Origin of the sequence: Streptomyces umbrinus (assembly GCF_030817415.1) — a bacterium.
Lineage (GTDB): Bacteria > Actinomycetota > Actinomycetes > Streptomycetales > Streptomycetaceae > Streptomyces > Streptomyces umbrinus_A.
Genome location: NZ_JAUSZI010000002.1, coordinates 5,566,223 through 5,589,410, shown reverse-complemented (window position 1 = coordinate 5,589,410; position 23,188 = coordinate 5,566,223). Strand labels below are relative to the sequence as shown.

Sequence of the window (23,188 nt, the reverse complement as noted above, 5' to 3'; positions counted from 1 at the left end):
GGTTAGCCGGGCGAGGGTGTGTGCGGACGCGGAGGAGCCCCCGGTCCGGGTGTACCGGATCGGGGGCTCCTCCGCTGCCGTTCAGGCGGGGTTCGGCCGTCAGACGTTGACGCCGAAGTCCTGGGCGATACCCGTCAGGCCGGACGCGTAGCCCTGGCCGACCGCGCGGAACTTCCACTCCGCGCCGTTGCGGTACAGCTCACCGAAGACCATGGCCGTCTCGGTGGCCGCGTCCTCCGAGAGGTCGTAGCGGGCGAGCTCGGTGCCGCCGGCCTGGTTCACGATGCGGATGTACGCGTTGCGGACCTGGCCGAAGTTCTGCGAGCGGGTCTCCGCGTCGTAGATGGAGACCGGGAAGACGATCTTGTCGACGTCGGCCGGGAGGCCCGCCAGGTTGACGTTGATCGCCTCGTCGTCGCCCGCGCCCTCACCCGTGCGGTTGTCGCCGGTGTGGACGATCGTCTGGTCCGGGGTCTGCTTGTTGTTGAAGAAGACGAAGTGGGCGTCCGAGTAGACCTTGCCCTCGGGGTTGACCGCGATGGCCGAGGCGTCCAGGTCGAAGTCGGTACCCGTGGTGCTGCGGACGTCCCAGCCGAGGCCCACGGTGACGGCGGTCAGGCCCGGAGCCTCCTTGGTGAGCGAGACGTTGCCACCCTTGGACAGGCTTACAGCCATTGTTGGGAGTCCTTCCCTCGTTTGACGTACGTACGGGTCGTGCGGTCCTGCGTCCTGCGGTCCTGCGCGTCGGGCTTCGTACGGGACGAAGCTACCGGCACCCCTATGAACGCCGAAGGGGGTCCCCAGGGTTCCGCACCTCTTTACTTTCTTTACCTAGTCTCCTGGAGGGGCGTGGCGACGCGCCGAAAAACGGGTGACGTGGACCGGACGGGCAAGGGACCATGGGGGCATGTCCGGTCCCTACGTCATCCGTGGCTCCGTCTCGCTGCCCGAGGCCGAGCTCATGTGGCGTTTCTCGCGGTCCTCCGGGCCGGGCGGGCAGCACGTCAACACCTCCGACTCCCAGGTGGAGCTGCGCTTCGACCTGGCGAAGACGGAGGCGCTGCCTCCGGTGTGGAAGGAGCGTGCCCTCGCCAAGCTGGCCGGGCGGCTCGTCGACGGTGTCGTCAGCGTGCGTTCCTCCGAGCACCGCTCCCAGTGGCGCAACCGCGAGACCGCGGCCGTCCGGCTCGCCTCGCTGCTCGCCGAGGCCACCGCCCCGCCGCCGCGGGCCCGCCGCGCCACCCGGATCCCCCGCGGGATCAACGAGCGCCGGCTGCGGGAGAAGAAGCAGCGCGGCGACATGAAGCGGGGGCGTTCCGGGCGCGACTGGACCTGAGGGGCCGCGTCCTCTGTCACATCCGGCCTCCCTGGCCCGTCAACTCGTCGACGGGCCGCGGAAGAGCGCGGAAACACGAGTGGCAGAGGAGACGCGGCACATGAGCGGGGACGAATTTCCGACGCCGAAAGAAAAGCCCGAAGGAAAGTCGGAAGCCCGGCCGCAAGGCAAAAGGAACGGCCGCGGCGACGACGGCTCGAACGGCCGTCGCGGCAGCCTTGGGAGTGGCGGCGGTACCGAAATTCTCGCCCTGCGGTTCGAAACGCATCGGGCCCGTCTGCGGGCCGTCGCCCACCGCATGCTCGGTTCGCTCTCCGAGGCCGACGACGCCGTTCAGGAGGCCTGGCTCAGGCTCAGCCGGTCGGACACCAGTGAGGTCGTGAACCTGGGCGGCTGGCTGACGACCGTGGTCGGCCGCGTCTGTCTCGACATGCTGCGCTCCCGCCGGACGCGCCGTGAGGAGCCGCTGGACGAGCCGGGCGTACGGATGCCGGAACCCGTTCTCGCGCCCGTCAGCGGGGCCGACCCCGAGCAGCAGGCGCTGCTCGCCGATTCGGTGGGCCTCGCCCTGCTCGTCGTACTGGAGACCCTGAGCCCGGCCGAGCGGCTCGCGTTCGTGCTGCACGACCTGTTCGCCGTGCCCTTCGACGAGGTCGCGACCGTGGTGGGGCGTTCGCCCGCCGCGACCCGTCAGCTCGCCAGCCGGGCGCGGCGCCGGGTGCAGGGCGGCGCGCCCGCGTCCGATGGCGATCCCGACCGGCAGCGGGAGGTCGTGGACGCGTTCCTGGCCGCGGCGCGCGACGGTGACTTCGAAGGGCTTGTCGCGGTGCTCGATCCGGATGTGGTGGCGCGGTCCGGGGCCGGGGTGACGACAGGCGCGGCGGCCGTGGCATCCGGTGCGATCTCGTTCGGGCGGCTCGCCGCGGTCGGGCGGCCCGCCCTCGTCAACGGGGCCGTCGGGGTCGTGGGCCTCGTGGAGGGGCACCTGGTCAGCGTGCTGTCCTTCACAGTCGTACGCGGCCGGATCGCGATGATCGACATCGTCCGGGAGCCGGAGCGGCTGGCCGGGCTCGACGTCACCTTCCTGGAAGGGTGAGGCGGACCGCAGACACCTCTGCCGCCGCTACCCCAACTGCCGGTACCGGCCGCGGAAGTACGTCAGCGGCCCGCCCTCCGTGTTCGGTGCCGAGGACGTCAGGACCCGGCCGATGACCAGCGTGTGGTCCCCGGCGGTCACCCGCTGCTCGGTGCGGCACTCCAGGGTCGCTAGGGCGCCGCCGATCAGCGGAGCCCCGGACGCCTCACCGCGTACCCACTGGAGGTCCTCGAAGAGGAGGCGGTCGGAGATGCGGCCCTTCATGGCGAAGCGGCCCGCGATCTGGCGCTGGCTCTCGGTGAGGACGGAGACCGCCCACAGGGGCTGTTCGTCGAGCAGGTCGTCCATGCGGGAGCCCTCGCGCAGGCCGACCATGACGAGGGGCGGGTCCAGTGACACGGACATGAAGGAGGTCGCCGTCATGCCGACGTCCTCGCCGCTCGGGCCTTCCGGGTCCGGCTGGGGCTCGTGCGCGGTCACCAGGACCACACCCGCGGCCAGCCGGGACATGGCGGCGCGGAACTCGTCGTTGCTCACCCCCTCAGCATGCACGGATGGGGCGGGAGGAGCGGCAGAGGGAGTGTTCAGCACAGGAAGACGCTATTCTCCGGCCTCCGTCCGTCACATCGGGCCAGGGGCCGAACCGGGTCCTAGGACCGGGGAAGGAGTGTGACTTGTGCCTCCTATCAGGCGCGCGCACATCTCCCACCAAATTGCGTTCAGTAAACGCACGGCGAAAACACAGAAACTCTACTCAATTGTTCATCTTCACCTGTGACTTGAGTCACAGGTGCCATATTTTGTTGACCCTGTGTACCGAGTGGGCAGCGCGCTGTGATTCAGTGGCGGGGACGCTGCGAGCAGTAGGCGATCAGTGGGACCGGCCCGTGAGCGGCCGGTGAGTGACCAGTAGGCGATCAGTAGTCGATCAGTAGGCGATGAGTACCGACGAGAAGCCTGGATAACTCTGGAGTTGCTGTCGAGCGTCTCGGGGAGAGCGAGCATGGAGACCGAGTCGGAGCCGTACGTCCGTCTTGCGACCCTGCGGCAGCTGCATCAGGTCATGGCGGACATGAACACGGCCCGCAGCCTGGCCGACACGCTGCAGACCGTCGCCGACGGCGTCGTGACCGGCCTCGGCTACGAACTCGCCTGCGTCAACCTCGTACAGCCCGACGGTGATCTCGTGGTCGCCGCCCTCGCCGGGAACTCCGCCGCCGAGGCGCTCATCACCGGACGCGTCGGCTCCCGTACCTCCTGGGAGCGCCGGCTCACCATGGGCGAGGCGTGGGGCGATCTGCGCTTCATACCGCACACGGAGGGCTGGGTCCTCGACGAGGACGACGTCCCGCAGTGGTACACCGACGGGCCCGCGCCGCGCTTTGAGGACGAGTGGCACCCCGCCGACCGCCTCTTCGCGCCCATGTACACCCCGGGAGTCCCCGGCGGCTCCTGCGGCGAGCTGATCGGCGTCCTGTCCGTGGACCGGCCGCGCAACGGCCGGCACCCCGGCGCGTGGGGCCGCGAGGCCCTGCAGATGTACGCGTTCCAGGCCGCCATCGCCATCAGCAACGCGCGTCTACGAGCCAACATGCAGCGCGCGCTCGTCCGCCTGGAGCGGGAGCAACAGGCGCTGCGCGCCAGTGAAGAGAGCTTCCGGCAGGCCTTCGAGTACGCCCCGTCCGGCATGGCGATCGCCGAGATGGGCGGCGACCAGCACGGCCGGATCCTGCGCACGAACGACGCCCTGTGCCGCCTCCTGGGCCGCCCCGCCTCCTCGATGCGCCGCTACTCCTTCTCCGACCTCGTCCACCCCGAGGACATCGGCACCCTGCTGCGGACCTCCGCCGAGGGCGGGCGCGCCGAACTCAGACTCTGTCGCCGCGACGGCACGTACCTCTGGGTGTCGCTGCGCAACAGCGTGGTCGCGGACGCCGCCGACGGGCCGCGGTTCCTGCTCACCCACGTCGAGGACATCGAGGACCGCAAGCGCCGCGAGCTGCAGCTCGCCCACCGGGCCTCGCACGACTCGCTCACCGGCCTGCCCAACTCCGCCGAGCTGCGCTCCCGGCTCGGCGCCCGGCTGTGCGCGCGGCCCGCGGCCATCGAGCCCGGCGTGGTCGACACGATCGACGCCGCGTACGGGCACGGGCCCGCCGACCACGCCGCGGTCGGCGTGTACGACGCGAACGGGCACGGCTTCGACTACCGGCCGGGCCCCGAGGCGTTCGACGCCTACGACCACCATGTGCACACCGTCGCCCCGGAGGGCGAGCGGGACGACGGGACGAAGGGGCTCGCGGTCCTCTTCTGCGACCTCGACGGCTTCAAGTCGATCAACGACCGCTTCGGGCACAACGCCGGCGACTCGGTCCTGATCGAGGTGGCCCGGCGGCTCGGCGGCGCGGTGCGTGACGGGGACACGGTCGCGCGGCTCGGCGGCGACGAGTTCGTGGTGCTCGCCGACGGCCTCGGCCGCGCCGACGCGCAGGACCTCGCGGTACGCCTGCGGAACGAGATCATCCAGCCCATCAGGGTCGACGGCCGGGCCATGCGGGTCGGTGCCAGCTTCGGTATCGGGTGGGCACACTGCGGCATGACGGCGGACGAGGTGTTGCAGTCCGCCGACGAGCGGATGTACATAGAGAAACGGTCTCGTCCCAAAGCGCACAGGCGTGCGGGCTGATCCCCAGGTCAGCGATGCGATGCGAGCTGAGTCACCCGTTTGGGGCAGCGGGAGCGGGTAGGCTCGCCTTTCGATCCCCCGTACCGCATCTGAACCGCACCCGCTAGGAGACCTAGGGATGACGCCCGGCAACAACGGCGCGAGCACGCCCGAGGACGACGACCCGTTCGGCTATCTGTACGCCGACGGGCAGGCCGCCGGAGCCCAGCCGCCGAGCGGCGGGGGTGGCTACGGCTACCCCGGCTCGGTCAACAGGGTGCGGCCGGTCGGTGAGCGCCAGTACGGCCAGTCCGCCGCGCCGACCGCCCCCACCGCGCAGTACGGACAGGTGCCCCAGCAGTCGGGGACGTACGGTCAGCCGAACGCGAACTACTCGGCGCCCGAGGCCTTCCCCGGCGGCGAGCCCACCACGTACCAGCCGATGCCCGACCAGGGACACGGCCACGGCGGTGGCGGCCGGGGCCGCGGTCCCAACACCAAGGGCCTGCTGATCGGTGCCGTCGCCGTCGTGGCGGCCGTCGTGATCGGCATCGGTATCGCGATGCTCGGCGGCGACTCGGACGACGACAAGGGCGGCGAGGCGGCGGGCTCGAACCCGTCGGCCGCCGACAGCGCCGAGCCGAGCAAGGAGGCGTCGAAGCCGGCCGAGGACCCGGCGGACCTGCCGGAGATCGACGCGAAGGCCCTGAAGCTGGGCCCCGGCGTGACGACCGCGTCGGACATCAAGGGAGCCGAGGCCGCCGGCGGTATCTATGTGGCGGGCTTCAACCAGGTCGGCGCGTCGGTCACCTGGAACATGAACGACATCCCCAAGAGCGGCAAGTACACGCTGTTCGTCAACTACGGCGTGCCCGGCAAGGACGCCGACGCCACGCTCACGATCAACGGCCAGGCGCAGAGCCGCCCGCTCAACCTGGCGAACTTCTCCAAGGCCGCCGAGGGTGACTACGAGAAGGGCTGGACGGAGACGTGGGCCAACATCCAGCTGAACAAGGGCACCAACGTCATCGCGCTTTCCTGTGAGACGGGAAACCAGTGCGATGTCAATCTGGATCAGCTGTGGCTTGAGAGCGGCTGGAAGTAGGGGCTGAAGCGCGGTGCTCCGCCCGGTCACGGGCGAAGCACCGTCGATGCACTCCAGGAGCGGCCCTCGATACGAGGGCTCGCGGCACTATCGTGCGTAGACCGCGATTGAGTTGACGGCACCGGGGTTGTCCGCGTACGTGTGCGGCTGCAGAGTGGCCAGCTTGGTGCCCTGCTGGCAGCCAGTGGTGGCGTGCCAGAGTTCCACACGGTAGTTCGTCTGGTTCGAGACGGACCGGTTGATCCGGTTGAGGGCGTAGCAGCCGGGTGTCAGAGAGTTGACCTTCCTCTCACCGGTCCTGTTCTTCCCCGACCATCCGCACGCATACCCTTGCGGGCAGGTGTTCGGATCGGCCGCCGCGGCCGGCGTGGCGAGCGTGCCGCCCAGCAGCAGTCCGGCCACAGCCGTCATCGTCAGACCAGCTCTGATCATGCCCATGACATATTTCCTTTTTTCTTGATCGACAGACTTTCGAATGCTAACGCAGGGCCTGCAGTTGCGCGCGTGAATAACGTGACGTGAGATCAGACACGCAGCATGGCCGAGCACTTGGCGGAAGAAACCTGAAGCGACGAAGTTTTCGAGCTGTTCACCGCGTCTCAACCTGACGCTGGAAAAGGTCCACGGTGACGAGATCCAGCAGTTCCTCGTACGCCGACCGGTCGAACTCCCCCGCCACCGGCGCAAGTACAGTCGCCGCGGACAGGGCGACCGCCCGGGAAAGCCGCTCCGGCCAGGGCAACCGCTCCACCAGCCCCGACAGCAGCCCCGCCACCACGGAGTCACCCGCACCCGTGGGATTGCCGCGCACGGCCCGCGGCGGAGCGGCACGCCAGTCCCCGTCCGGCGTACGGGCCAGCAGCCCCTCCGCCCCCAGTGACGCCACGACCGAGTGCGCCCCGCGTCGGCGAGCGTCCCGGGTGGCCTGCGTAGGGTCGTGCGAGCCGGTCAGCTCGGCCAGTTCGTCCGCGTTCGGCTTCACGATGTCGGGCCGTGCGGCGATTCCCCTCCGCAACGGCTCCCCGCTCGTGTCGAGCAGCACCGGAACCGCCAACGCCCGAGCGGTGCGCACAAGTTGGGCATACGCCCCGACCGGCACCCCGGGAGGCAGACTGCCGCACAGAGCCACCGCCGAACAGGAGCGCAGCAGAACCTCGTACGCCTCCTGGAAGGCGGACCACTCTGCGGGGGTGATCTCCGGTCCTGGTTCGTTGAGTTGAGTCGTGTCACCGGTCGCCGTGTCGGCCACCGCGATCGTGCGACGGGTCGAGCCGCTCACCGGGACCAGCGCGTCGACGACATCCGGCGTGTCCGCGAGCTGCTCCCGCAGGGCCCGCCCGGTGGCGCCGCCCACGAAGCCCGTCACGGTCACCTCGTGGCCGAGGGCCGCGAGCACCCGGGCCACGTTCAGGCCCTTTCCGCCCGGCCGCTCGATCACCTCGGTGACGCGGTGCGAGGTGTGCGGTCGCAGCCCCCGTACGCGATAGGTGATGTCGAGAGCGGTGTTCAGCGTGACCGTGAGGATCACCTGGGCCGGCCTCCCTCGAAGAGATTCATCACGTAGACGCGTGGAACGCGCTTGCCGGTTGTTCCGGAGGCCCGATCATGCCAAAGGGAACGGCGGTCGGCCCAGTCCCGAGGGCCGACCGCCGTACGGCAACACGGGTGTGAATCACCCCAGTTGGGGATCCACCACCCATTCGCCCCGCCGCATCACGCCCTTGAGCTCGAAGTCGGCGTCCAGTACCACCAGGTCCGCGTCCTTGCCCGGCTCCAGCGAGCCCACCCGGTCGTACAGGCCCAGTGACCTGGCCGGATTGGCCGCGATGGCCGCGACGACGTCCTCGATCGGCAGCCGGTCCACGGTCACCGCCCGCTTGAAGGCCCGGTCCAGCGTGAGCGTGGAGCCCGCGATCGAACCGCCCTCCACGAGCCGCGCCACACCCTCGCTGACCTCGACCTCCAGCGGGCCGAGCATGTACCGCCCGTCTCCGAAGCCCGCCGCGTCCATCGCGTCCGTGATGAACGCCACTCGGTCGCCGCCCGCGTGATGGAACGCCAGCTGGAGGGAGGCCGGGTGCAGATGGACACCGTCGTTGATCAGCTCGACCGTGATCCGCTCGTCCTCGAGGAGGGCGGCGATCGGACCGGGGGAGCGGTGCCCGAGCGTGGGCATCGCGTTGAAGAGGTGCGTCGCCACGGTCGCGCCCGCGTCGATGGCCTCCACCGTCTGCTCGTACGTCGCGTCCGTGTGGCCGATCGCCGCGATGACGCCGTGCTCGGCGAGGAGGCGTACGGAGTCGATGCCGCCCGGAAGTTCGGTGGCGAGCGTGACCATGCTGGCCCGGCCGCGGGCCGCGTCGATCAGCTTGCGGACCTCCGCCGGGTCCGGGTCGCGCAGCAGCTCCTCGGAGTGGGCGCCCTTGCGGCACGGGGAGATGAACGGGCCCTCGAAGTGGATGCCCGCGAGGTCGCCCTGCTCGGCCAGCTCGGAGAGGAGCCCGGCGCGCTGGGCGAGGCCGTCCATGTCGCCGGTGACGGTGGAGGCGACGAGAGTCGTCGTGCCGTGCAGGCGGTGGGTGTGGATGCCCTTGAGGATCTCCTCGACCGTGCCCGAGGTGAAGGAGGCTCCGCCGCCGCCGTGGTTGTGCATGTCGACGAAACCCGGGACCACCCAGTGGTTTCGCAGGTCCACCGTCGGAGCGCCCACGGGAGCGCTCCCGGCGATCCGCGTGCCCTCGACGATGACGCGGCCGCCGGGCACCGTCCCGGTGGGGAGTACGACGTTGGCACCGGCGATGACCACCACGTGCGGGTCGGTGGGGGCTGGTCGCGCACACGCGGCGGAGCCGCATGATGTCTCGCCCCGCGCCCCTGAAGGGGCGATGCGCTCAGTGGTCATCAGGGGGTTACCTCCGAAGCGGGGTTGGAAGGGGAAGGGGTGCCCAGCAGGTCCCAGGCCAGGAGGCCCGCGCCCAGGCAGCCGGCCGTGTCCCCCAGTGCGGCGGGGACGATGGACGGGAGTTTCTGGAAGGTGACGCGTCGCTCGACCGCGGCTCGTAGCGGTGTGAACAAGGTTTCCCCGGCCTCGGCGAGACCGCCACCGATGATCAGGGTCCGCGGGTCCAGCAGGGTGAGCGCGGTGACGAGCCCGTCGGCCAGCGCGTCCACGGCCTCCTGCCAGACCACCAGGGCCCGTGGGTCCCCGGACTCGACGGCCTTCGCGCAGTCCGCCGCGTCCGCCTCCGGGTCGCCGGACGCCTCGGCCCAGGCCTCGCTGACCGCCGCGGCGGACGCGAACCGCTCCAGACAGCCGCGCTGGCCGCACGGGCAGGGGGCGCCGCCGGGGCGTACGACGATATGGCCGATCTCGCCCGCGAAGCCGTGCGCGCCCGCCTCCACGCGGCCGTCGATGCCGATCGCGCCCGCGATGCCGGTGCCGAGCGGCACGAACAGGAACCGGTCGGCGCCCTGGCCCGCACCGATCCGGCCCTCCGCGAGCCCGCCGGTGCGCACGTCGTGGCCGAGGGCGACCGGGATCCCGTCCAGCCGCCGGCTGAGCAGGTCCCGCAGGGGTACGTCGCGCCAGCCGAGGTTGGCCGAGTACGCGGCGATGCCGCGGTCGGCGTCCACGATGCCGGGCACGGCGACCCCGACGGCCGCCGCGGGCTCGCCGAAGTGGCGCTCGCCATGCGCGCGCAGGTCGGCGGCGAAAGCGAGGATCGACTCGACGACGGAGTCCGGACCGTGCTCCCGGCCCGTGGCGCGGCGGGCCCGGTGCAGCACGGGGGGAGTCCCCCCGGAGGGCGCGGCGTCGACCGCCCCCACGAGGGCGGCCTTCATCCCGGTGCCGCCCACGTCGAGGGCGATGACATGTCTCACGGGTACAGTGTCGCCCCTTACCCCGTGAGAGGTCTAGTCCACTCACGTGGTGTAGACCTTAGAGCGAAATTGCGAATCGAAAGCATGAGATCGCACGTGTGAACGAGCCGTGTGGGCGGGCCGGGTGAACCGGCCGTGTGAATCGGCAGTGCGGGACGAGTGCGGGACGAGAAGGTTGGGGCGGCAGCGGTGCAGCGGCGAGTGACAGGTCTGATCGCGGTGGTGTCCGCGCTGGGCATGACGGCGGCCCTCGGCGGCTGTGGCGGTTCCTCCGGGTCCGGGGACGTCACGCTGCGACTGGTCGCGGCCGACTACGGCGACTCCAAGGCGAACAGCTCGCAGAAGTACTGGGACGAGCTGACCAAGGCGTACGAGGCGAAGAACCCCGGGGTCAAGGTCGAGGTGAGCGTCTACTCGTGGAACGAGGTGGACGCCAAGGTCAAGAAGATGGTCGCCGACGGTGACGCACCCGACATGGCACAGATCGGCGCGTACGCCGACTACGCCGCGAAGGGGCAGCTCTACAAGGCCGATGACCTGCTCTCCATCAACACCCAGGCCGACTTCGTGAGCCGGCTCACCGAGGCCGGCGAGATCGACCGGACGCAGTACGGCATGCCGTTCGCCTCCTCGACGCGGCTGCTCTTCTACAACAAGAAGCTCTTCCGCGACGCGGGTCTCACCCCGCCGCAGAGCTGGAGCCAGCTCGCGTCCGACGCCGAGGTCCTCAAGTCGCGTGGCGTGAAGTACCCGTACGCGCTGCCGCTGGGGCCCGAGGAGGCGCAGGCCGAGACGATGATGTGGCTGCTGAGCGGCGGCGACGGCTACACCGACACGGTCGGGTCGTACGGCATCGACTCCAAGCAGAACGTCGAGACCTTCACCTGGCTCAAGGAGAAACTGGTCGAGAAGGGGCTCACCGGACCCGTCGCGCCCGCGAATCTCAACCGTGCGGAGGCCTTTGCGGCGTTCACTCGCGGTGAGGTCGGGATGCTGAACGGCCATCCCACGCTGATGCAGGCCGCCGCGGCGAAGGGCGTGAAGTTCGGCATGGTGCCGATGCCCGGGATCAACGGGCGGTCCAAGGCGACGATGGGCGTCGCCGACTGGATGATGGCGTTCAGGCAGCCCGGGCATGCCGAGCAGGTCGGGAACTTCCTCGACTACGTCTACAGCGAGAAGAACGTGCTCAAGTTCTCGCACGAGTACGACCTGCTGCCGGTGACCACGTCGGCGTCCGAGGCGATGTCCGCGGACAAGTCCGACGCGGATCTTGTCGGTTTCCTCGACGAGTTGCCCAATGCCGAGTTGTATCCCGTGGCCAAGACGTCGTGGGCGTCCGTGAGCGCGGACATCAAGCAGCAGATAGGCAAGGCGGTGGGCCCGAAGGGCAGCCCGGCGGCGATCCTGGGACAGCTGCAGCGGGCTGCTGCGGCGGAGGAGAACGCGTCTTAGCTCCGCTGGTCGGTCTGGCTGGTCTGGCTGGTTGTTGGTCGGGTGCGGGTCCGTGGGGGCTGGTCGCGCAGTTCCCCGCGCCCCTGTCGGGGCGCCTTTGCCGGGCTCCGCTAGCGTGCTGGGCATGGAAGACGCGGAGCTGACACCCCAGGAGCTTGCCGTTCTTGCGCTGGAGCGGCGGGGGTGGGCGACTCCGGGGGCCAAGGAGCGGGCGATACGGGAGGAACTGGGGCTGGCCCCGGTCCGCTACTACCAGCTCCTGAACGCCCTCCTGGACGCGCCCCGGGCCCTGGCCCACGACCCCGTCACGGTCAACCGGTTGCGGCGCGTGAGGGATGTGCGCCGGGACGAGAGGGAGGGCTGAGGGCTTTCCTCGCCCCCGCCGCCCCTGCCCGTCCCATCCTTCGCAGTTCGCCGCGCCCCTGGGTATTTCAGCCTCTCCGGCGTTTGAGGAGCGGGGGTTCGGGGGCTGGCCCCCGAGTAAGTGACGGGAATGGGTAGGGGCGGCGGGGGCGAAAGACTTCGCGGCCGCGGATAGGGTCGCAGCATGGCCAGTCACCCCGAGTCATCGTCGATGCCGACCCCCGTGACCCCGGCGGGCCGAGACGGCCTCGAAGCCATCATCGCGCGGCCCGACAGGGCAGTCCTCGCCTTCGACTTCGACGGCACCCTCGCCCCGATCGTCCCGGACCCCGAACAGGCCCGCGCCCACCCGGACGCAGTACCCGCCCTGGCAGCCCTCGCCCCGAGGGTCGCCTCCGTCGCCGTCGTCACCGGAAGGCCGGCCGGCGTGGCCGTACGCCACGGCGGCTTCGCCGGAGTCCCCGGCCTGGAGCATCTCGTCGTGCTCGGCCACTACGGGGCGGAACGCTGGGACGCCGTCACCGGCACGGTCCAGGCCCCCGCCCCCCACCCCGGCGTCGCCGAGGCCCGCGCCGAACTCCCCGGCTTCCTCGACTCCATCGGCGCCTGGCAGGGCACGTGGATCGAGGAGAAGGGCAGGGCCGTCGCGGTCCACACGCGCCGCGCGCAGGACCCCCAGGCCGCCTTCGAGGCCCTCCGCGAACCCCTCGCCGAGCTCGCCACCCGCCATGGCCTGATCGTCGAACCGGGAAGAATGGTGCTGGAACTGCGCCCGCCGGGCATGGACAAGGGCGTCGCCCTCGGCGAGTACGTACGCGACGTCGGAGCCGAGTCGGTCATGTACTGCGGCGACGACCTGGGCGACCTGCCCGCCTTCGCCGCCGTCGAAAAACTCCGCTCCGACGGCGTCCCCGGCCTCCTCGTCTGCAGCGGCAGTAACGAGGTCACGGAACTCTCCGACCGAGCAGACCTGGTGGTGGACGGCCCGGAAGGGGTAGTCCGCCTACTGGCAGCACTGGCGACTGAGCTGGCCTCATAAGCTTTTAGGGGCGCGGGGAACTGCGCGACCAGCCCCCACGCACCCGCACGGTCCAAACAACCCCGCGCCGACGAGCTACGCCTCCAGCGCGTTCAGCTGGTCCAGAAACCACTGCGCCGGAGGCAAAGCGGTCGCGGCCACAGCCAACCGCTTCGTCCTCTCGGCCCGCTCACCCACCGGCATCGTCAACGCCTCGTGCAAGGCCCGGGCCGTGCCCGAAACGTCATACGGGTTCACCACAACCGCATCCTCGCCCAACTCCTCGTACGCCCCCGCCTCCCGCGAAAGCACCAGCACGCACCCGTCGTCCGACACGACCGGCACCTCCTTGGCGACGAGGTTCATGCCGTCCCGGATGGGGTTGACGAGGGCCACGTCCGCCAGCCGGTAGGAGGCCAGGGAACGGGCGAAGTCGTCCTTGAGGTTCAGCAGGACCGGGGTCCAACCGGGCGTCCCGTACTGGGAGTTGATCTCGTCCGCGACCCGCTGCACCTCGGCCGTGTAGTCGCGGTAGACCGCGAGGTCCTGCCGCGACGGGTACGCGAACGCCACGTGTACCACCCGCTCGCGCCACTCCGGCCGCTCCTCCAGCAGCTCCCGGAACGCCAGCAGTCCGCGCACGATGTTCTTGGACAGCTCGGTCCGGTCGACCCGCACGATCGCCTTACGGGCGCTGCCGTCGGGAGCCGTGCCGATCTGCTCGCGCAGTACCGCCAGCCGCTCGTCCACGTCCGGCCGGTGCGAGCGCTCGCGCAGGAAGTCCGCGTCCGCTCCGAGGCCGTGCACCCCGATCCGCGTACCGGAGGGGATCCCGGGACCCAGGACGGCGTGACAGCAGTCCGTGAACGCGTCCGCCCACCGCTGGGTGAGGAACGCGGCCCGGTCAGCGCCGAGGATCCCGCCGAGCACCTTCGCCGCGATGTCGTCCGGCAGCAGCCGGAAGTACTCCGGCGGAGCCCACGGCGTGTGCGAGAAGTGCCCGATCCGCAGGTCGGGGCGGAGTTCACGGAGCATCCGCGGGACGAGAACCAGGTGGTAGTCCTGTACGAGGACGGCCGCGCCCTCCGCCGCCTCCTCGGCCAGCGCCTCGGCGAAGGCGTGGTTGTACGTCTCGTACGCCGCCCACTGGCGCCGGAACTCCTTGTCGAAGACCGGCTCAAGCGGTGTCTGGTAGAGCAGGTGGTTGACGAACCACAGCACGGAGTTGGCGATGTCGTTGTACGCGGCGGCGTGGGTGTCGGCGTCGATGTCCAGCATCCGTACGCCGTCTTCGCCCACGCCGCGTCGTACGGCCTCGCGGTCGCCGTCGCCGAGGGCCGAGCACACCCACAGGGCGCCTGCGTCCGGGCCGATCGCGGAGAGGCCGGAGACGAGGCCGCCTCCGCCGCGCTTGGCGGTGAGCGCCCCGGTCTTGTCCTGGGTGTACGAGATCGGGCCGCGGTTGGAGGCGACCAGGATGTTGTGGGTGCCGCGGGTGGAGACCATGACTCGAAATCTAGCCCCCGGTGTAAACGCTCAAACGTTCCCACCCGGCGTGGGGGCGAGGTTGTGGGTCGCCTGACCGCCGGGTGGGGGCTGGACTGCGCAGTTCCCCGCGCCCCTAAAAACCTGGGGGCGCGGGGAACTGCGCAGTCTTTTGGCTTTCAAGGGGCGCGGGGCGGTGACATGTGCGGCTCCTCCCCCACTCTCGGCTTCGCTCGAGTGGGGGGACCCCCATCGTGGGCGCGCCCAGCCCCCGCGGCGCCGCAGACAACAACGGCGCACCCCGCGGAGCGCTACGCCGCCTTGCGTTCCACGTACTCCTCGATCTCCGCCATCGGCGGCCGTTCCTCCATGTCCACCGAGTACGTGCGGGGCTCGAAGCCGTTTTCGCCTCGCTCGAACTGGGTGAGGGAGGGGCGGATCATGTGGCCGCGGGCCAGGCGGAGCTGGGCGGTGCGGTAGATCGCGGCGGACATGCGGCCCAGGGCCTGGCCGTCCTGGTGGCGGTGTTTGCGGACGCCGACGTCGACCTGGGCCAGGGCGTCCAGGCCCACCAGGTGCAGCGCGTCGACCAGCATGCCCAGCTCGACGCCGTATCCGACGGGGAACGGGAGCTGTTCGAGGAGGGAGCGGCGGGCCGCGTACTCCCCGCCCAGCGGCTGGACGAAGCCGGCCAGTTGCGGCCAGTGCATGTTCAGGAGCGGGCGGGCCATGAGTTCGGTGACCCGACCTCCCTGACCTGCGGCGGAGCCCAGCGGGCGGTCGTACATCGCCTTGACGAGGTCGACGCCCGGTTCGGTGAGGAGCGGGCCGACGATCCCGGAGACGAAGTCCGCCGAGAACTCCTTCAGGTCCGCGTCTACGAAGGCCACGATGTCCCCGCGGGTGACGAGGAGCGAGCGCCACAGCACCTCGCCCTTGCCGGGGACGGCCGGCAGCCGGGGCAGGATCTCGTCCCGGTGCACGACACGGGCGCCCGCCTCGGCGGCGACCTCGGAGGTGCGGTCCGTCGAACCCGAGTCGATCACCACGATCTCGTCGACGAGCGGCACCTTCCTGGTCATCAGCTCACGGCGGATGATCGCGACGATCTCGCCGACGGTCTCCTCCTCGTTGAGCGCGGGCAGTACGACACTCACCGTGGAGCCGGTGGCACGCTTCGCGGCGATGAGTTTCTTGAGCGGGCGGTCCTCGACGGACCAGGAGCGCGTGCTCAGCCAGCGCTCGACGTCTTCCAGCACGTGCGGCTCTCCCTTGCGTTCATTGGGATGCGTGTGCCCGCCGCGGCCTGCAGTGTGGGTTGCGTCACTGTCATCTCGCGGTTCGGACGGCTCTCTCCACCATCCAGGCCTTCGGTTACAGTCTTGAACAACGCTGATGACCATCGCATGTCGGGGGTCGTTGCGTGCACAACCAAAACCAGAGCCAGAACCACAACTGAATACCGCTCATCCAGAGGGGCAGAGGGATACGGCCCGTTGAAGCCCCGGCAACCCTCCAGCCGGTCTCGTCCTGATCATTGTCGATCAGCGCAGCGAGGCTCCCGGCTAGGGAAGGTGCCAAATCCGTCTCACGGCGAAGTGCGTCGTGAGGAAGATGAGGAGAAAGGGCCTCGCCTCCATGGCTGCGCAGACAGTTGCAAGCACCACGAACTCCGCCCCCGTCGCGAACTCCGTCGACCTCGGACCGGCCGCCGCGCTTTCCTGCCGTGAATGCGGCCACCGCGTCCCGCTCGGTCCGGTCTTCGCCTGCGAGGAGTGTTTCGGCCCGCTGGAGATCGCGTACGACTTCTCGGCCTATGACACCGAGGAGCTCCGCAAGCGGATCGAGGCGGGCCCCGCGAACATCTGGCGGTACGCGCCGCTGCTGCCCGTCCCCGCGGACGTGGCCGACAAGCCGAACATCAACCCCGGCTGGACCAAGCTCGTCCAGGCCGACAACCTCGCGCGCGAACTGGGTGTCGACGCCGGCAAGCTCTTCGTGAAGGACGACTCCGGCAACCCGACGCACTCCTTCAAGGACCGTGTCGTCGCCCAGGCGCTGGAGGCCGCGCGTGCCTTCGGCTTCACCACCCTCTCCTGCTCCTCCACCGGCAACCTCGCCGGTGCGGTGGGCGCCGCCGCCGCGCGCGCCGGCTTCCGGTCCTGCGTGTTCATCCCGCACGACCTGGAGCAGGGCAAGGTCGTCATGGCCGCGGTCTACGGCGGCGAGCTCGTCGGCATCGAGGGCAACTACGACGACGTGAACCGCTTCTGCTCCGAGCTGATCGGCGACCCGGCCGGCGAGGGCTGGGGCTTCGTCAACGTCAACCTGCGGCCGTACTACGCGGAGGGCTCCAAGACCCTGGCGTACGAGATCTGTGAGCAGCTCGGCTGGCAACTGCCCGACCAGCTCGTCGTGCCCATCGCCTCGGGCTCGCAGCTCACGAAGATCGACAAGGGCCTGCAGGAGCTGATCAAGCTCGGGCTCGTCGAGGACAAGCCGTACAAGATCTTCGGTGCACAGGCCGAGGGCTGCTCGCCGGTGTCCGTGGCGTACAAGGCCGGGCACGACGTCGTACGGCCGCAGAAGCCGAACACGATCGCGAAGTCGCTCGCGATCGGTAACCCGGCGGACGGTCCTTACGTTCTCGATATCGCCCGGCGTACGGGTGGGGCCGTGGAGGACGTGAACGACGAGCAGGTGGTCGACGCGATCAAGTTGCTGGCGCGGACCGAGGGGATCTTTGCGGAGACCGCCGGTGGTGTGACGGTGGGCGTGGCGAAGAAGCTGATCGAGAACGGTCTGCTGGATCCGAGTCTGACCACTGTTGTGCTCAACACCGGGGATGGTCTGAAGACCTTGGACGCGGTTGCTTCCGACACGGGGCTGACCGCGACGATCCGGCCGAACCTGGATTCCTTCCGTGAGGCTGGGCTCGGCTAGTCGTTTCATCCTGCGGGCGCGTGGGGGCTGGTCGCGCAGTTGCCCGCGCCCCTGAAGACTGCGCGGTTCCCCGAGCCCCTAAAGACAAAGACTGCGCAGTTCCCCGCGCCCCTGAACGGGCCACCCACTCCGACGGAGGTCTAACCCCATGAGCGTCAACGTTCGTATCCCCACCATCCTGCGCACCTACACGGGCGGCAAGGCCGAGGTTTCTGCTGAGGGTGGGACTCTTGGTGCGGTCATCGCCGACCTGGAGAAGAACCATGCCGGGATCGCCGCCCGGGTCCTGGACGACCAGGGGCAGCTGCGCCGGTTCGTCAACGTGTACGTGAACGACGACGACGTCCGCTTCGAGCAGGGGCTGGAGACGGCGACGCCGGACGGGGCCGGGGTGTCGATCATTCCCGCCGTCGCCGGCGGCTGACCGTCGGGAGCCGTGCCGAGGGCTGATCATTACCTTCGGTAACGGCCGTCACCGAGAGTTCATCGAATTGCCCCCTCCGTGAGAGAAGCGGAAGGGGCAATTCTGTATGGTTGAGCGCGGTACAGTTGGGGAACCTGCTTCGATCCGCACGCCGGGCGCATTGAGATCCCGCCCGAAGCCCGACAAGAAGTAGCCAAAGTGCCCCGCCTTTTTGAGCCTTTTATGGCATTCATGGGGCCCGACTTGCCCTGAATCTTCGTGAATTCTTCACATATTCCCGATCGGTCGTGCCCGGAATTCTCGTCGGATTGACCTGTTGCAGACGGCAGTTGGACGGATACATTCAGCCGCGGTCGACGCGTTCCGGCGCACACCCCCAACCGTTGGGGGGTGAGGTCTGACCCGGATCCGCGAAGTGCGGGTCTGTGCAAGGGCCAGTAATAGGGGAGTTAGGCATGGCTCAGGGCACCGTCAAATGGTTCAACGCGGAGAAGGGGTACGGCTTCATCGCGGTCGACGGTGGTGCGGATGTTTTCGTCCACTACAGCGCGATTCAGATGGACGGCTACCGCACCCTGGAAGAGGGTCAGCGGGTCGATTTTGAGATCTCGCAAGGCCAGAAGGGGCCGCAGGCGGACATGGTCCGACTGGCGACCGGCTGAAGCACGCGCCGACTTACTGCAGCGACGTTCTTCTTCCGAAGGGCTCGTACCCCACCGGGTGCGGGCCCTTCGGCATGCTCGCGCCCCGTCCGTGCGCTCTCTTCCCACCTGCTCCCACCTGCGGATCATCGTGAGCCGCTTGCACTCGCATGGGTCGAGTGCTAATCATTGGCGTTAGCACTCTGAAGGTGAGAGTGATAACGAGGACCGGGTCGGTGAGGCCCGCAGGCCGGGTGGGGCAAGGAACCACGAGGTCGGCAGGCCGTCCGTCGCGGGCGCGGGCGCGGTCCTGGAGATTCCACCCCAGTCCGGGAGGACCACTTCACATGGCCAAGATCATCGCGTTCGACGAGGAGGCACGGCGCGGTCTCGAGCGCGGGATGAACCAGCTCGCCGACGCCGTCAAGGTCACCCTTGGTCCCAAGGGTCGCAACGTCGTCCTCGAGAAGAAGTGGGGCGCCCCCACGATCACCAACGATGGTGTTTCCATCGCCAAGGAGATCGAGCTCGAGGACCCGTACGAGAAGATCGGCGCTGAGCTGGTCAAGGAAGTCGCCAAGAAGACGGACGACGTCGCCGGTGACGGTACGACCACCGCGACCGTTCTGGCGCAGGCGCTGGTCCGCGAGGGCCTTCGCAACGTAGCCGCCGGCGCCAACCCGATGGCTCTCAAGCGCGGTATCGAGAAGGCCGTCGAGGCCGTCTCCGGTGCCCTCCTTGAGCAGGCCAAGGATGTCGAGACCAAGGAGCAGATCGCTTCCACGGCCTCCATCTCCGCCGCCGACACCCAGATCGGCGAGCTCATCGCCGAGGCGATGGACAAGGTCGGCAAGGAAGGCGTCATCACGGTCGAGGAGTCCCAGACCTTCGGTCTGGAGCTCGAGCTCACCGAGGGTATGCGCTTCGACAAGGGCTACATCTCGGCGTACTTCGCCACCGACATGGAGCGTATGGAGGCCGTCCTCGACGACCCCTACATCCTGATCGCGAACTCGAAGATCGCCAACGTCAAGGACCTGCTCCCGCTCCTGGAGAAGGTCATGCAGTCGGGCAAGCCGCTGCTGATCATCGCCGAGGACGTCGAGGGCGAGGCCCTGTCGACCCTGGTCGTCAACAAGATCCGTGGCACCTTCAAGTCCGTTGCCGTCAAGGCCCCGGGCTTCGGTGACCGCCGTAAGGCGATGCTGAACGACATCGCCATCCTCACGGGCGGCGAGGTCATCTCCGAGGAGGTCGGCCTCAAGCTCGAGAACACGGGCCTTGAGCTGCTCGGCCGCGCTCGCAAGATCGTCATCACCAAGGACGAGACGACGATCGTGGACGGCTCGGGTTCGGCGGACCAGGTTGCCGGTCGCGTCAACCAGATCCGTGCCGAGATCGAGAACTCCGACTCGGACTACGACCGCGAGAAGCTCCAGGAGCGCCTGGCGAAGCTGGCCGGCGGCGTGGCCGTCATCAAGGCCGGTGCCGCCACCGAGGTCGAGCTCAAGGAGCGCAAGCACCGCATCGAGGACGCCGTTCGCAACGCGAAGGCGGCCGTCGAGGAGGGCATCGTCGCCGGTGGTGGCGTGGCCCTGCTCCAGGCCTCCTCGGTCTTCGAGAAGCTGGACCTGGAGGGTGACGAGGCGACCGGCGCCAACGCCGTGAAGCTCGCCCTGGAGGCCCCGCTCAAGCAGATCGCCGTCAACGGTGGCCTCGAGGGTGGCGTCATCGTCGAGAAGGTGCGCAACCTTCCCGTCGGCCACGGCCTCAACGCCGCGACCGGTGAGTACGTCGACATGATCGCCGAAGGCATCATCGACCCGGCGAAGGTCACGCGCTCTGCCCTGCAGAACGCCGCGTCCATCGCCGCGCTGTTCCTCACCACCGAGGCCGTCATCGCCGACAAGCCGGAGAAGGCCAGTGCCGGCGCCGGCGCCGGTGGCGGCATGCCGGGCGGTGACATGGACTTCTGAGCCCCTGCGCAAGCAGCCAAGGCTCGGTAGTTCATCGCAGTTCGCAGTACTTCGCAGTTCGCATTACGCAGTACTTCGCATTACGCGAACGAGGGCGGCATCCCATTCCAGGGGTGCCGCCCTCGGGCGTTTCCGCCGGCGTTCCGCCGACGGGGCCGTGATCAGGCGTTCTTGAACGCGTCCCGCAGGCGCATCTCGTTGTGGCCGTTGCCGTCGTAGTCGTCCGAGTACGTCAGCGCCAGACGGCCGTTCGCGGCCAGGGCCACGGCCGGGCCGCCCTGGCCCCCGCCGGTCACCACGTTCATCCGGGTGGGAACGAGCCGGTCGGTCGCGGTCCCGTCCGCGTTGAAGCCGCGGGCCCAGACGTCGTCCTGACCGGCGTGCAGGGTCGCGGGGTTGCCGACGAACACGTCGAAGGCCTCCTTCCACGCCACGACGAAGCTGCCGTCGTCGGCGACCGCCACATCGGCGTCGGCCTGGTCGGAGATCGGCCGCTTGCCGTCGACGTAGGGGCCGGTTTCGGTGGCGTCCTCGGTGGTCCGCCGGTCGGCCGCCGCGGCGGCGCCGGCCGCCGAGAAGACGCGGTGCTGGATCCGCTGGGGCCGCACCAGCGTGCCGGAGCCGGTGGTGTACTCGTCCGTCCACGCCACGACGAACCGGCCGTCACCGGCCGACGCCACCGCGGGCCTGGTCTGCTGCCCGTCCGTGAGCGAGTTGGCCACCTTGCGGGCCACGGCGAAGCCGCCCGAGGTGTTCAGCTTCGCCACCCCGATGTTGATGCCGCCGTTGCCGTCCGCGTCCTCCTCCCAGGCGACGACCATGTTCCCGGCGTCGTCGATCGCCGCGTCGGGCCGACGGTTGGACCCGGCCGCACCGGAGTTGATCGTGCTGACCTGGACGTCCTGGTAGCGCGCGGCGCCGGTCGGCGACCAGCTGCTCGCGTACACCTGGTTGAGCGTCGAGCCGTCGGCCGTGCTCTCCCAGGCGACGCCGTAGGACCCGTCGCCGGCCACCGCGACCGTCGGCCGCAACTGGTCGCCGTCACCGGAGGCGTGCGGGCGCGGCAGGGTCGTGACCGTCCCGTCCGGGGTGATCCTGCGTACGGCGATGTCGGCGTACTTGTTGCCGTCGTCGTCCTTGGCCCAGACGACGGTCGCGTTGCCCTGGTCGTCCACGCCGACGTCGGGCTTCTGGTGCGACCAGGTGGTACCGGTCCCGCTGTTGCTCAGCAGCTTCTCGTCCCAGAGGGGTACGCCGTCCTTGTACATGCGGATGTACACGTCGGTGCCCAGCTCGGTGTCCGAGGCGTCGTGCCGGTCGCCCTGCTCGTACACGACCGCCGTGTAGACGGCGGAGGTGCCGCCGGAGGCGACGGCGCTGTAGTGCTGGTCGCCGTTGGCTTTCACGTTGACGCGGGAGTAGTGCTGGGACGTCGAGCCGTACTTCGTGGCGTCGACGTCGACCACGAGGGCGCGGGCTTTGTCGAAGTTGGCGACGAACGCCTGGTAGGTGCCCGCGTCGTCGATGCGCAGGATCGTCTCGTCGTTGGTCTTCAGCGAGCCCGCGGTCCAGTTGTGGGAGCCCGTGTAGACGTGCTGGACCTGGGTGCCGTCGTCCTTCTTCCACTCCGTCAGCAGGTACTTGGAGTGCACGGTGCCGCGGTTGCAGGACGCGGTGGCCGTGGCCTTGTAGCGGCAGCCGCCGGGGCGGTTGCCGTAGGCCGCGATGTCGAGGCCGGCGAGTTCGTTGACGCCGTTGTTGCCGCCGCCGTCGCTGAGGTCGCGGACGTTCGCCTCGATGGCGCAGCCTTCGGTCCGCTTGGTCTCCAGGGCCTCGTAGACGGCGGGCCGGGTGGAGCGCTGGTCGAGCTCGGCCGCCGCGATCCTGATCTTGCCGTCGTGCGTGCAGTCGACCTGGTCGATGAACGAGGCGAGGATGTCGGCGTTGCCGTAGTGAGTGGCGTCCGAGGCCGTGTCGCGCGGGGAGAAGTACGCCTCGACCGGGGAGTTCGGGTCGCCCGTGGTGTGGTCGTACGTCGTGTGCAGGCTGTCGCCGGCGTGCTCGACCTGGTCGTTGAAGTGGTTGCGGTACCGGGTGGCGAGGGTCGCGTTGTTCGCCACGACGACCGCGTTGTTGATCTCGCCGTCCTGGCCGCCCGCGAGGTTCTGCGAGCTCTGCCAGACGACGTTCTTGCGGCCGTCGGTGAGCGCGTCGAGCACTATGTACTTGTCGTGGTTGATCGCCCGTGCGTCGCCCGAGCCGTTGCCGAGGCAGCCGTTGCTGCACCGGGTGAGGGTCGAGTCGCCCGTCAGCGGCAGCTGGCCCAGGTCGCCGGAGTTCACGCTCTCCGCGACGATGCGCAGGGTCACACCCCGCGCCTGCGCGGCGGCGAGCTTCTCCCGCAGGGTCGCGCTGCTGAACCAGTACATCCCCATATAGAGGGTCGAGTCCGGCGCCGCGAGGTCGATCAGTTCACCGGCGCCGGTGCTGATCGAGTAGTCGTAGGCGCCCGTGGGCTTCGGGTAGTTGAAGACCGAGGTGTAGTTCCCGGAGACGACCGTCTCCGCCTGTGCGGTGGTCGTCGGAGCGAGCAGTGTGGCTCCGAGGGCGAGGGGGACGGCGAGAGCGGCCGCCCACCGTATCTGTCTACCCATCTGTTCCCTTGCGTTCGAATGGTGTTGATGGCCACCACACTTTATAGATCACGCGATCGATCCCACGCGCGAACAGGTCGGCCTTGACCGGGTGCGGAGGTGTGGCCGGGATCACGGGGGGTCGGAGGCGGGGAAGTGGAATGTC

Annotated in this window: 20 protein-coding genes and 1 riboswitch; of the genes, 11 read left to right on the top strand and 9 right to left on the bottom strand. The window is 69.4% G+C overall.

The annotated features are described in order from the left end of the window. Positions 1–99: 99 nt before the first annotated feature. Positions 100–675 carry a TerD family protein gene (locus QF035_RS24325; RefSeq protein ID WP_307522669.1) on the bottom strand — a complete coding sequence of 192 codons (576 nt, stop codon included), beginning with the start codon at positions 673–675 and terminating at the stop codon, positions 100–102. A 232-nt stretch (positions 676–907) separates the two neighbouring features. Between QF035_RS24325 and arfB the strand changes: the two genes are divergently transcribed. Then, the gene (gene arfB / locus QF035_RS24320; protein WP_055617568.1) at positions 908–1,336 is read left to right on the top strand and encodes an alternative ribosome rescue aminoacyl-tRNA hydrolase ArfB; all 429 of its coding nucleotides are present in this window, start codon (positions 908–910) and stop codon (positions 1,334–1,336) included. Between the two features lie 100 nt (positions 1,337–1,436). Further along, positions 1,437–2,432 carry a sigma-70 family RNA polymerase sigma factor gene (locus QF035_RS24315; protein ID WP_307522668.1) on the top strand — a complete coding sequence of 332 codons (996 nt, stop codon included), beginning with the start codon at positions 1,437–1,439 and terminating at the stop codon, positions 2,430–2,432. Positions 2,433–2,459: 27 nt separating this feature from the next. Here QF035_RS24315 and QF035_RS24310 read toward each other — a convergent pair whose 3' ends face one another. Then, complete coding sequence (locus QF035_RS24310; RefSeq protein ID WP_307522667.1) at positions 2,460–3,023, bottom strand: flavin reductase family protein; 564 nt, start codon at positions 3,021–3,023, stop codon at positions 2,460–2,462. A gap of 412 nt (positions 3,024–3,435) precedes the next feature. Between QF035_RS24310 and cdgB the strand changes: the two genes are divergently transcribed. Both cdgB and QF035_RS24300 read left to right on the top strand, forming a co-directional pair. Continuing rightward, entirely contained in the window at positions 3,436–5,118 is a 1,683-nt protein-coding gene (gene cdgB / locus QF035_RS24305; RefSeq protein ID WP_143639606.1) for a diguanylate cyclase CdgB, read from the top strand. Positions 5,119–5,236: 118 nt separating this feature from the next. Continuing rightward, positions 5,237–6,202 (top strand): carbohydrate-binding protein, encoded by a 966-nt coding sequence (locus QF035_RS24300; RefSeq protein WP_307522666.1) that lies wholly within the window; start codon positions 5,237–5,239, stop codon positions 6,200–6,202. Between the two features lie 87 nt (positions 6,203–6,289). Here QF035_RS24300 and QF035_RS24295 read toward each other — a convergent pair whose 3' ends face one another. The 4 genes from QF035_RS24295 to QF035_RS24280 all read right to left on the bottom strand — a co-directional run bounded on the left by QF035_RS24295 (position 6,290) and on the right by QF035_RS24280 (position 10,084). Then, complete coding sequence (locus tag QF035_RS24295) at positions 6,290–6,640, bottom strand: peptidase inhibitor family I36 protein (RefSeq protein ID WP_307522665.1); 351 nt, start codon at positions 6,638–6,640, stop codon at positions 6,290–6,292. A gap of 151 nt (positions 6,641–6,791) precedes the next feature. After that, positions 6,792–7,730, bottom strand: a complete 939-nt coding sequence (locus QF035_RS24290; RefSeq protein ID WP_307522663.1) for a 1-phosphofructokinase family hexose kinase — start codon at positions 7,728–7,730, stop codon at positions 6,792–6,794. A 144-nt stretch (positions 7,731–7,874) separates the two neighbouring features. Then, on the bottom strand, positions 7,875–9,104 hold the full coding sequence (gene nagA / locus QF035_RS24285; RefSeq protein WP_307522662.1) for an N-acetylglucosamine-6-phosphate deacetylase: 1,230 nt from the start codon (positions 9,102–9,104) through the stop codon (positions 7,875–7,877). Beyond that, on the bottom strand, positions 9,104–10,084 hold the full coding sequence (locus QF035_RS24280) for an ROK family protein (RefSeq protein ID WP_307522661.1): 981 nt from the start codon (positions 10,082–10,084) through the stop codon (positions 9,104–9,106). The genes nagA and QF035_RS24280 overlap by 1 nt, the downstream gene beginning before the upstream one ends. A 189-nt stretch (positions 10,085–10,273) precedes the next feature. Here QF035_RS24280 and QF035_RS24275 point away from each other — a divergent pair, with 189 nt between their 5' ends. The 3 genes from QF035_RS24275 (at position 10,274) to otsB (ending at position 12,941) form a co-directional block, all read left to right on the top strand. Then, complete coding sequence (locus QF035_RS24275) at positions 10,274–11,539, top strand: ABC transporter substrate-binding protein (protein WP_444968435.1); 1,266 nt, start codon at positions 10,274–10,276, stop codon at positions 11,537–11,539. 124 nt (positions 11,540–11,663) lie between these two features. Further along, positions 11,664–11,903 carry a DUF3263 domain-containing protein gene (locus QF035_RS24270; RefSeq protein WP_307522660.1) on the top strand — a complete coding sequence of 80 codons (240 nt, stop codon included), beginning with the start codon at positions 11,664–11,666 and terminating at the stop codon, positions 11,901–11,903. Between the two features lie 183 nt (positions 11,904–12,086). After that, complete coding sequence (gene otsB, locus QF035_RS24265) at positions 12,087–12,941, top strand: trehalose-phosphatase (RefSeq protein ID WP_307522659.1); 855 nt, start codon at positions 12,087–12,089, stop codon at positions 12,939–12,941. 75 nt (positions 12,942–13,016) lie between these two features. On the opposite strand, the gene QF035_RS24260 is transcribed toward otsB, so the two are convergent. Further along, complete coding sequence (locus QF035_RS24260) at positions 13,017–14,426, bottom strand: alpha,alpha-trehalose-phosphate synthase (UDP-forming) (RefSeq protein ID WP_307522658.1); 1,410 nt, start codon at positions 14,424–14,426, stop codon at positions 13,017–13,019. A 290-nt stretch (positions 14,427–14,716) separates the two neighbouring features. Then, positions 14,717–15,664 (bottom strand): glucosyl-3-phosphoglycerate synthase, encoded by a 948-nt coding sequence (locus QF035_RS24255; RefSeq protein ID WP_307522657.1) that lies wholly within the window; start codon positions 15,662–15,664, stop codon positions 14,717–14,719. 204 nt (positions 15,665–15,868) lie between these two features. Beyond that, a riboswitch (SAM riboswitch) is annotated at positions 15,869–16,026 on the top strand. Between the two features lie 17 nt (positions 16,027–16,043). On the opposite strand from QF035_RS24255, the gene thrC reads away from it, so the two are divergent. The 4 genes from thrC to groL all read left to right on the top strand — a co-directional run bounded on the left by thrC (position 16,044) and on the right by groL (position 20,389). Further along, positions 16,044–17,348 carry a threonine synthase gene (gene thrC / locus QF035_RS24250; RefSeq protein ID WP_307522655.1) on the top strand — a complete coding sequence of 435 codons (1,305 nt, stop codon included), beginning with the start codon at positions 16,044–16,046 and terminating at the stop codon, positions 17,346–17,348. Positions 17,349–17,496: 148 nt separating this feature from the next. Next, a complete protein-coding gene (locus tag QF035_RS24245; RefSeq protein ID WP_269650416.1) occupies positions 17,497–17,772 on the top strand; it encodes a MoaD/ThiS family protein in 276 nt (91 codons plus the stop codon). Between the two features lie 455 nt (positions 17,773–18,227). Further along, positions 18,228–18,434, top strand: coding sequence for a cold-shock protein (locus QF035_RS24240; protein ID WP_007493268.1), 207 nt, complete (start codon positions 18,228–18,230; stop codon positions 18,432–18,434). A gap of 326 nt (positions 18,435–18,760) precedes the next feature. Further along, on the top strand, positions 18,761–20,389 hold the full coding sequence (gene groL, locus QF035_RS24235; RefSeq protein ID WP_143639626.1) for a chaperonin GroEL: 1,629 nt from the start codon (positions 18,761–18,763) through the stop codon (positions 20,387–20,389). A gap of 161 nt (positions 20,390–20,550) precedes the next feature. On the opposite strand, the gene QF035_RS24230 is transcribed toward groL, so the two are convergent. Further along, complete coding sequence (locus QF035_RS24230; protein ID WP_307522654.1) at positions 20,551–23,043, bottom strand: phospholipase D-like domain-containing protein; 2,493 nt, start codon at positions 23,041–23,043, stop codon at positions 20,551–20,553. Between the last annotated feature and the right edge of the window lie 145 nt (positions 23,044–23,188).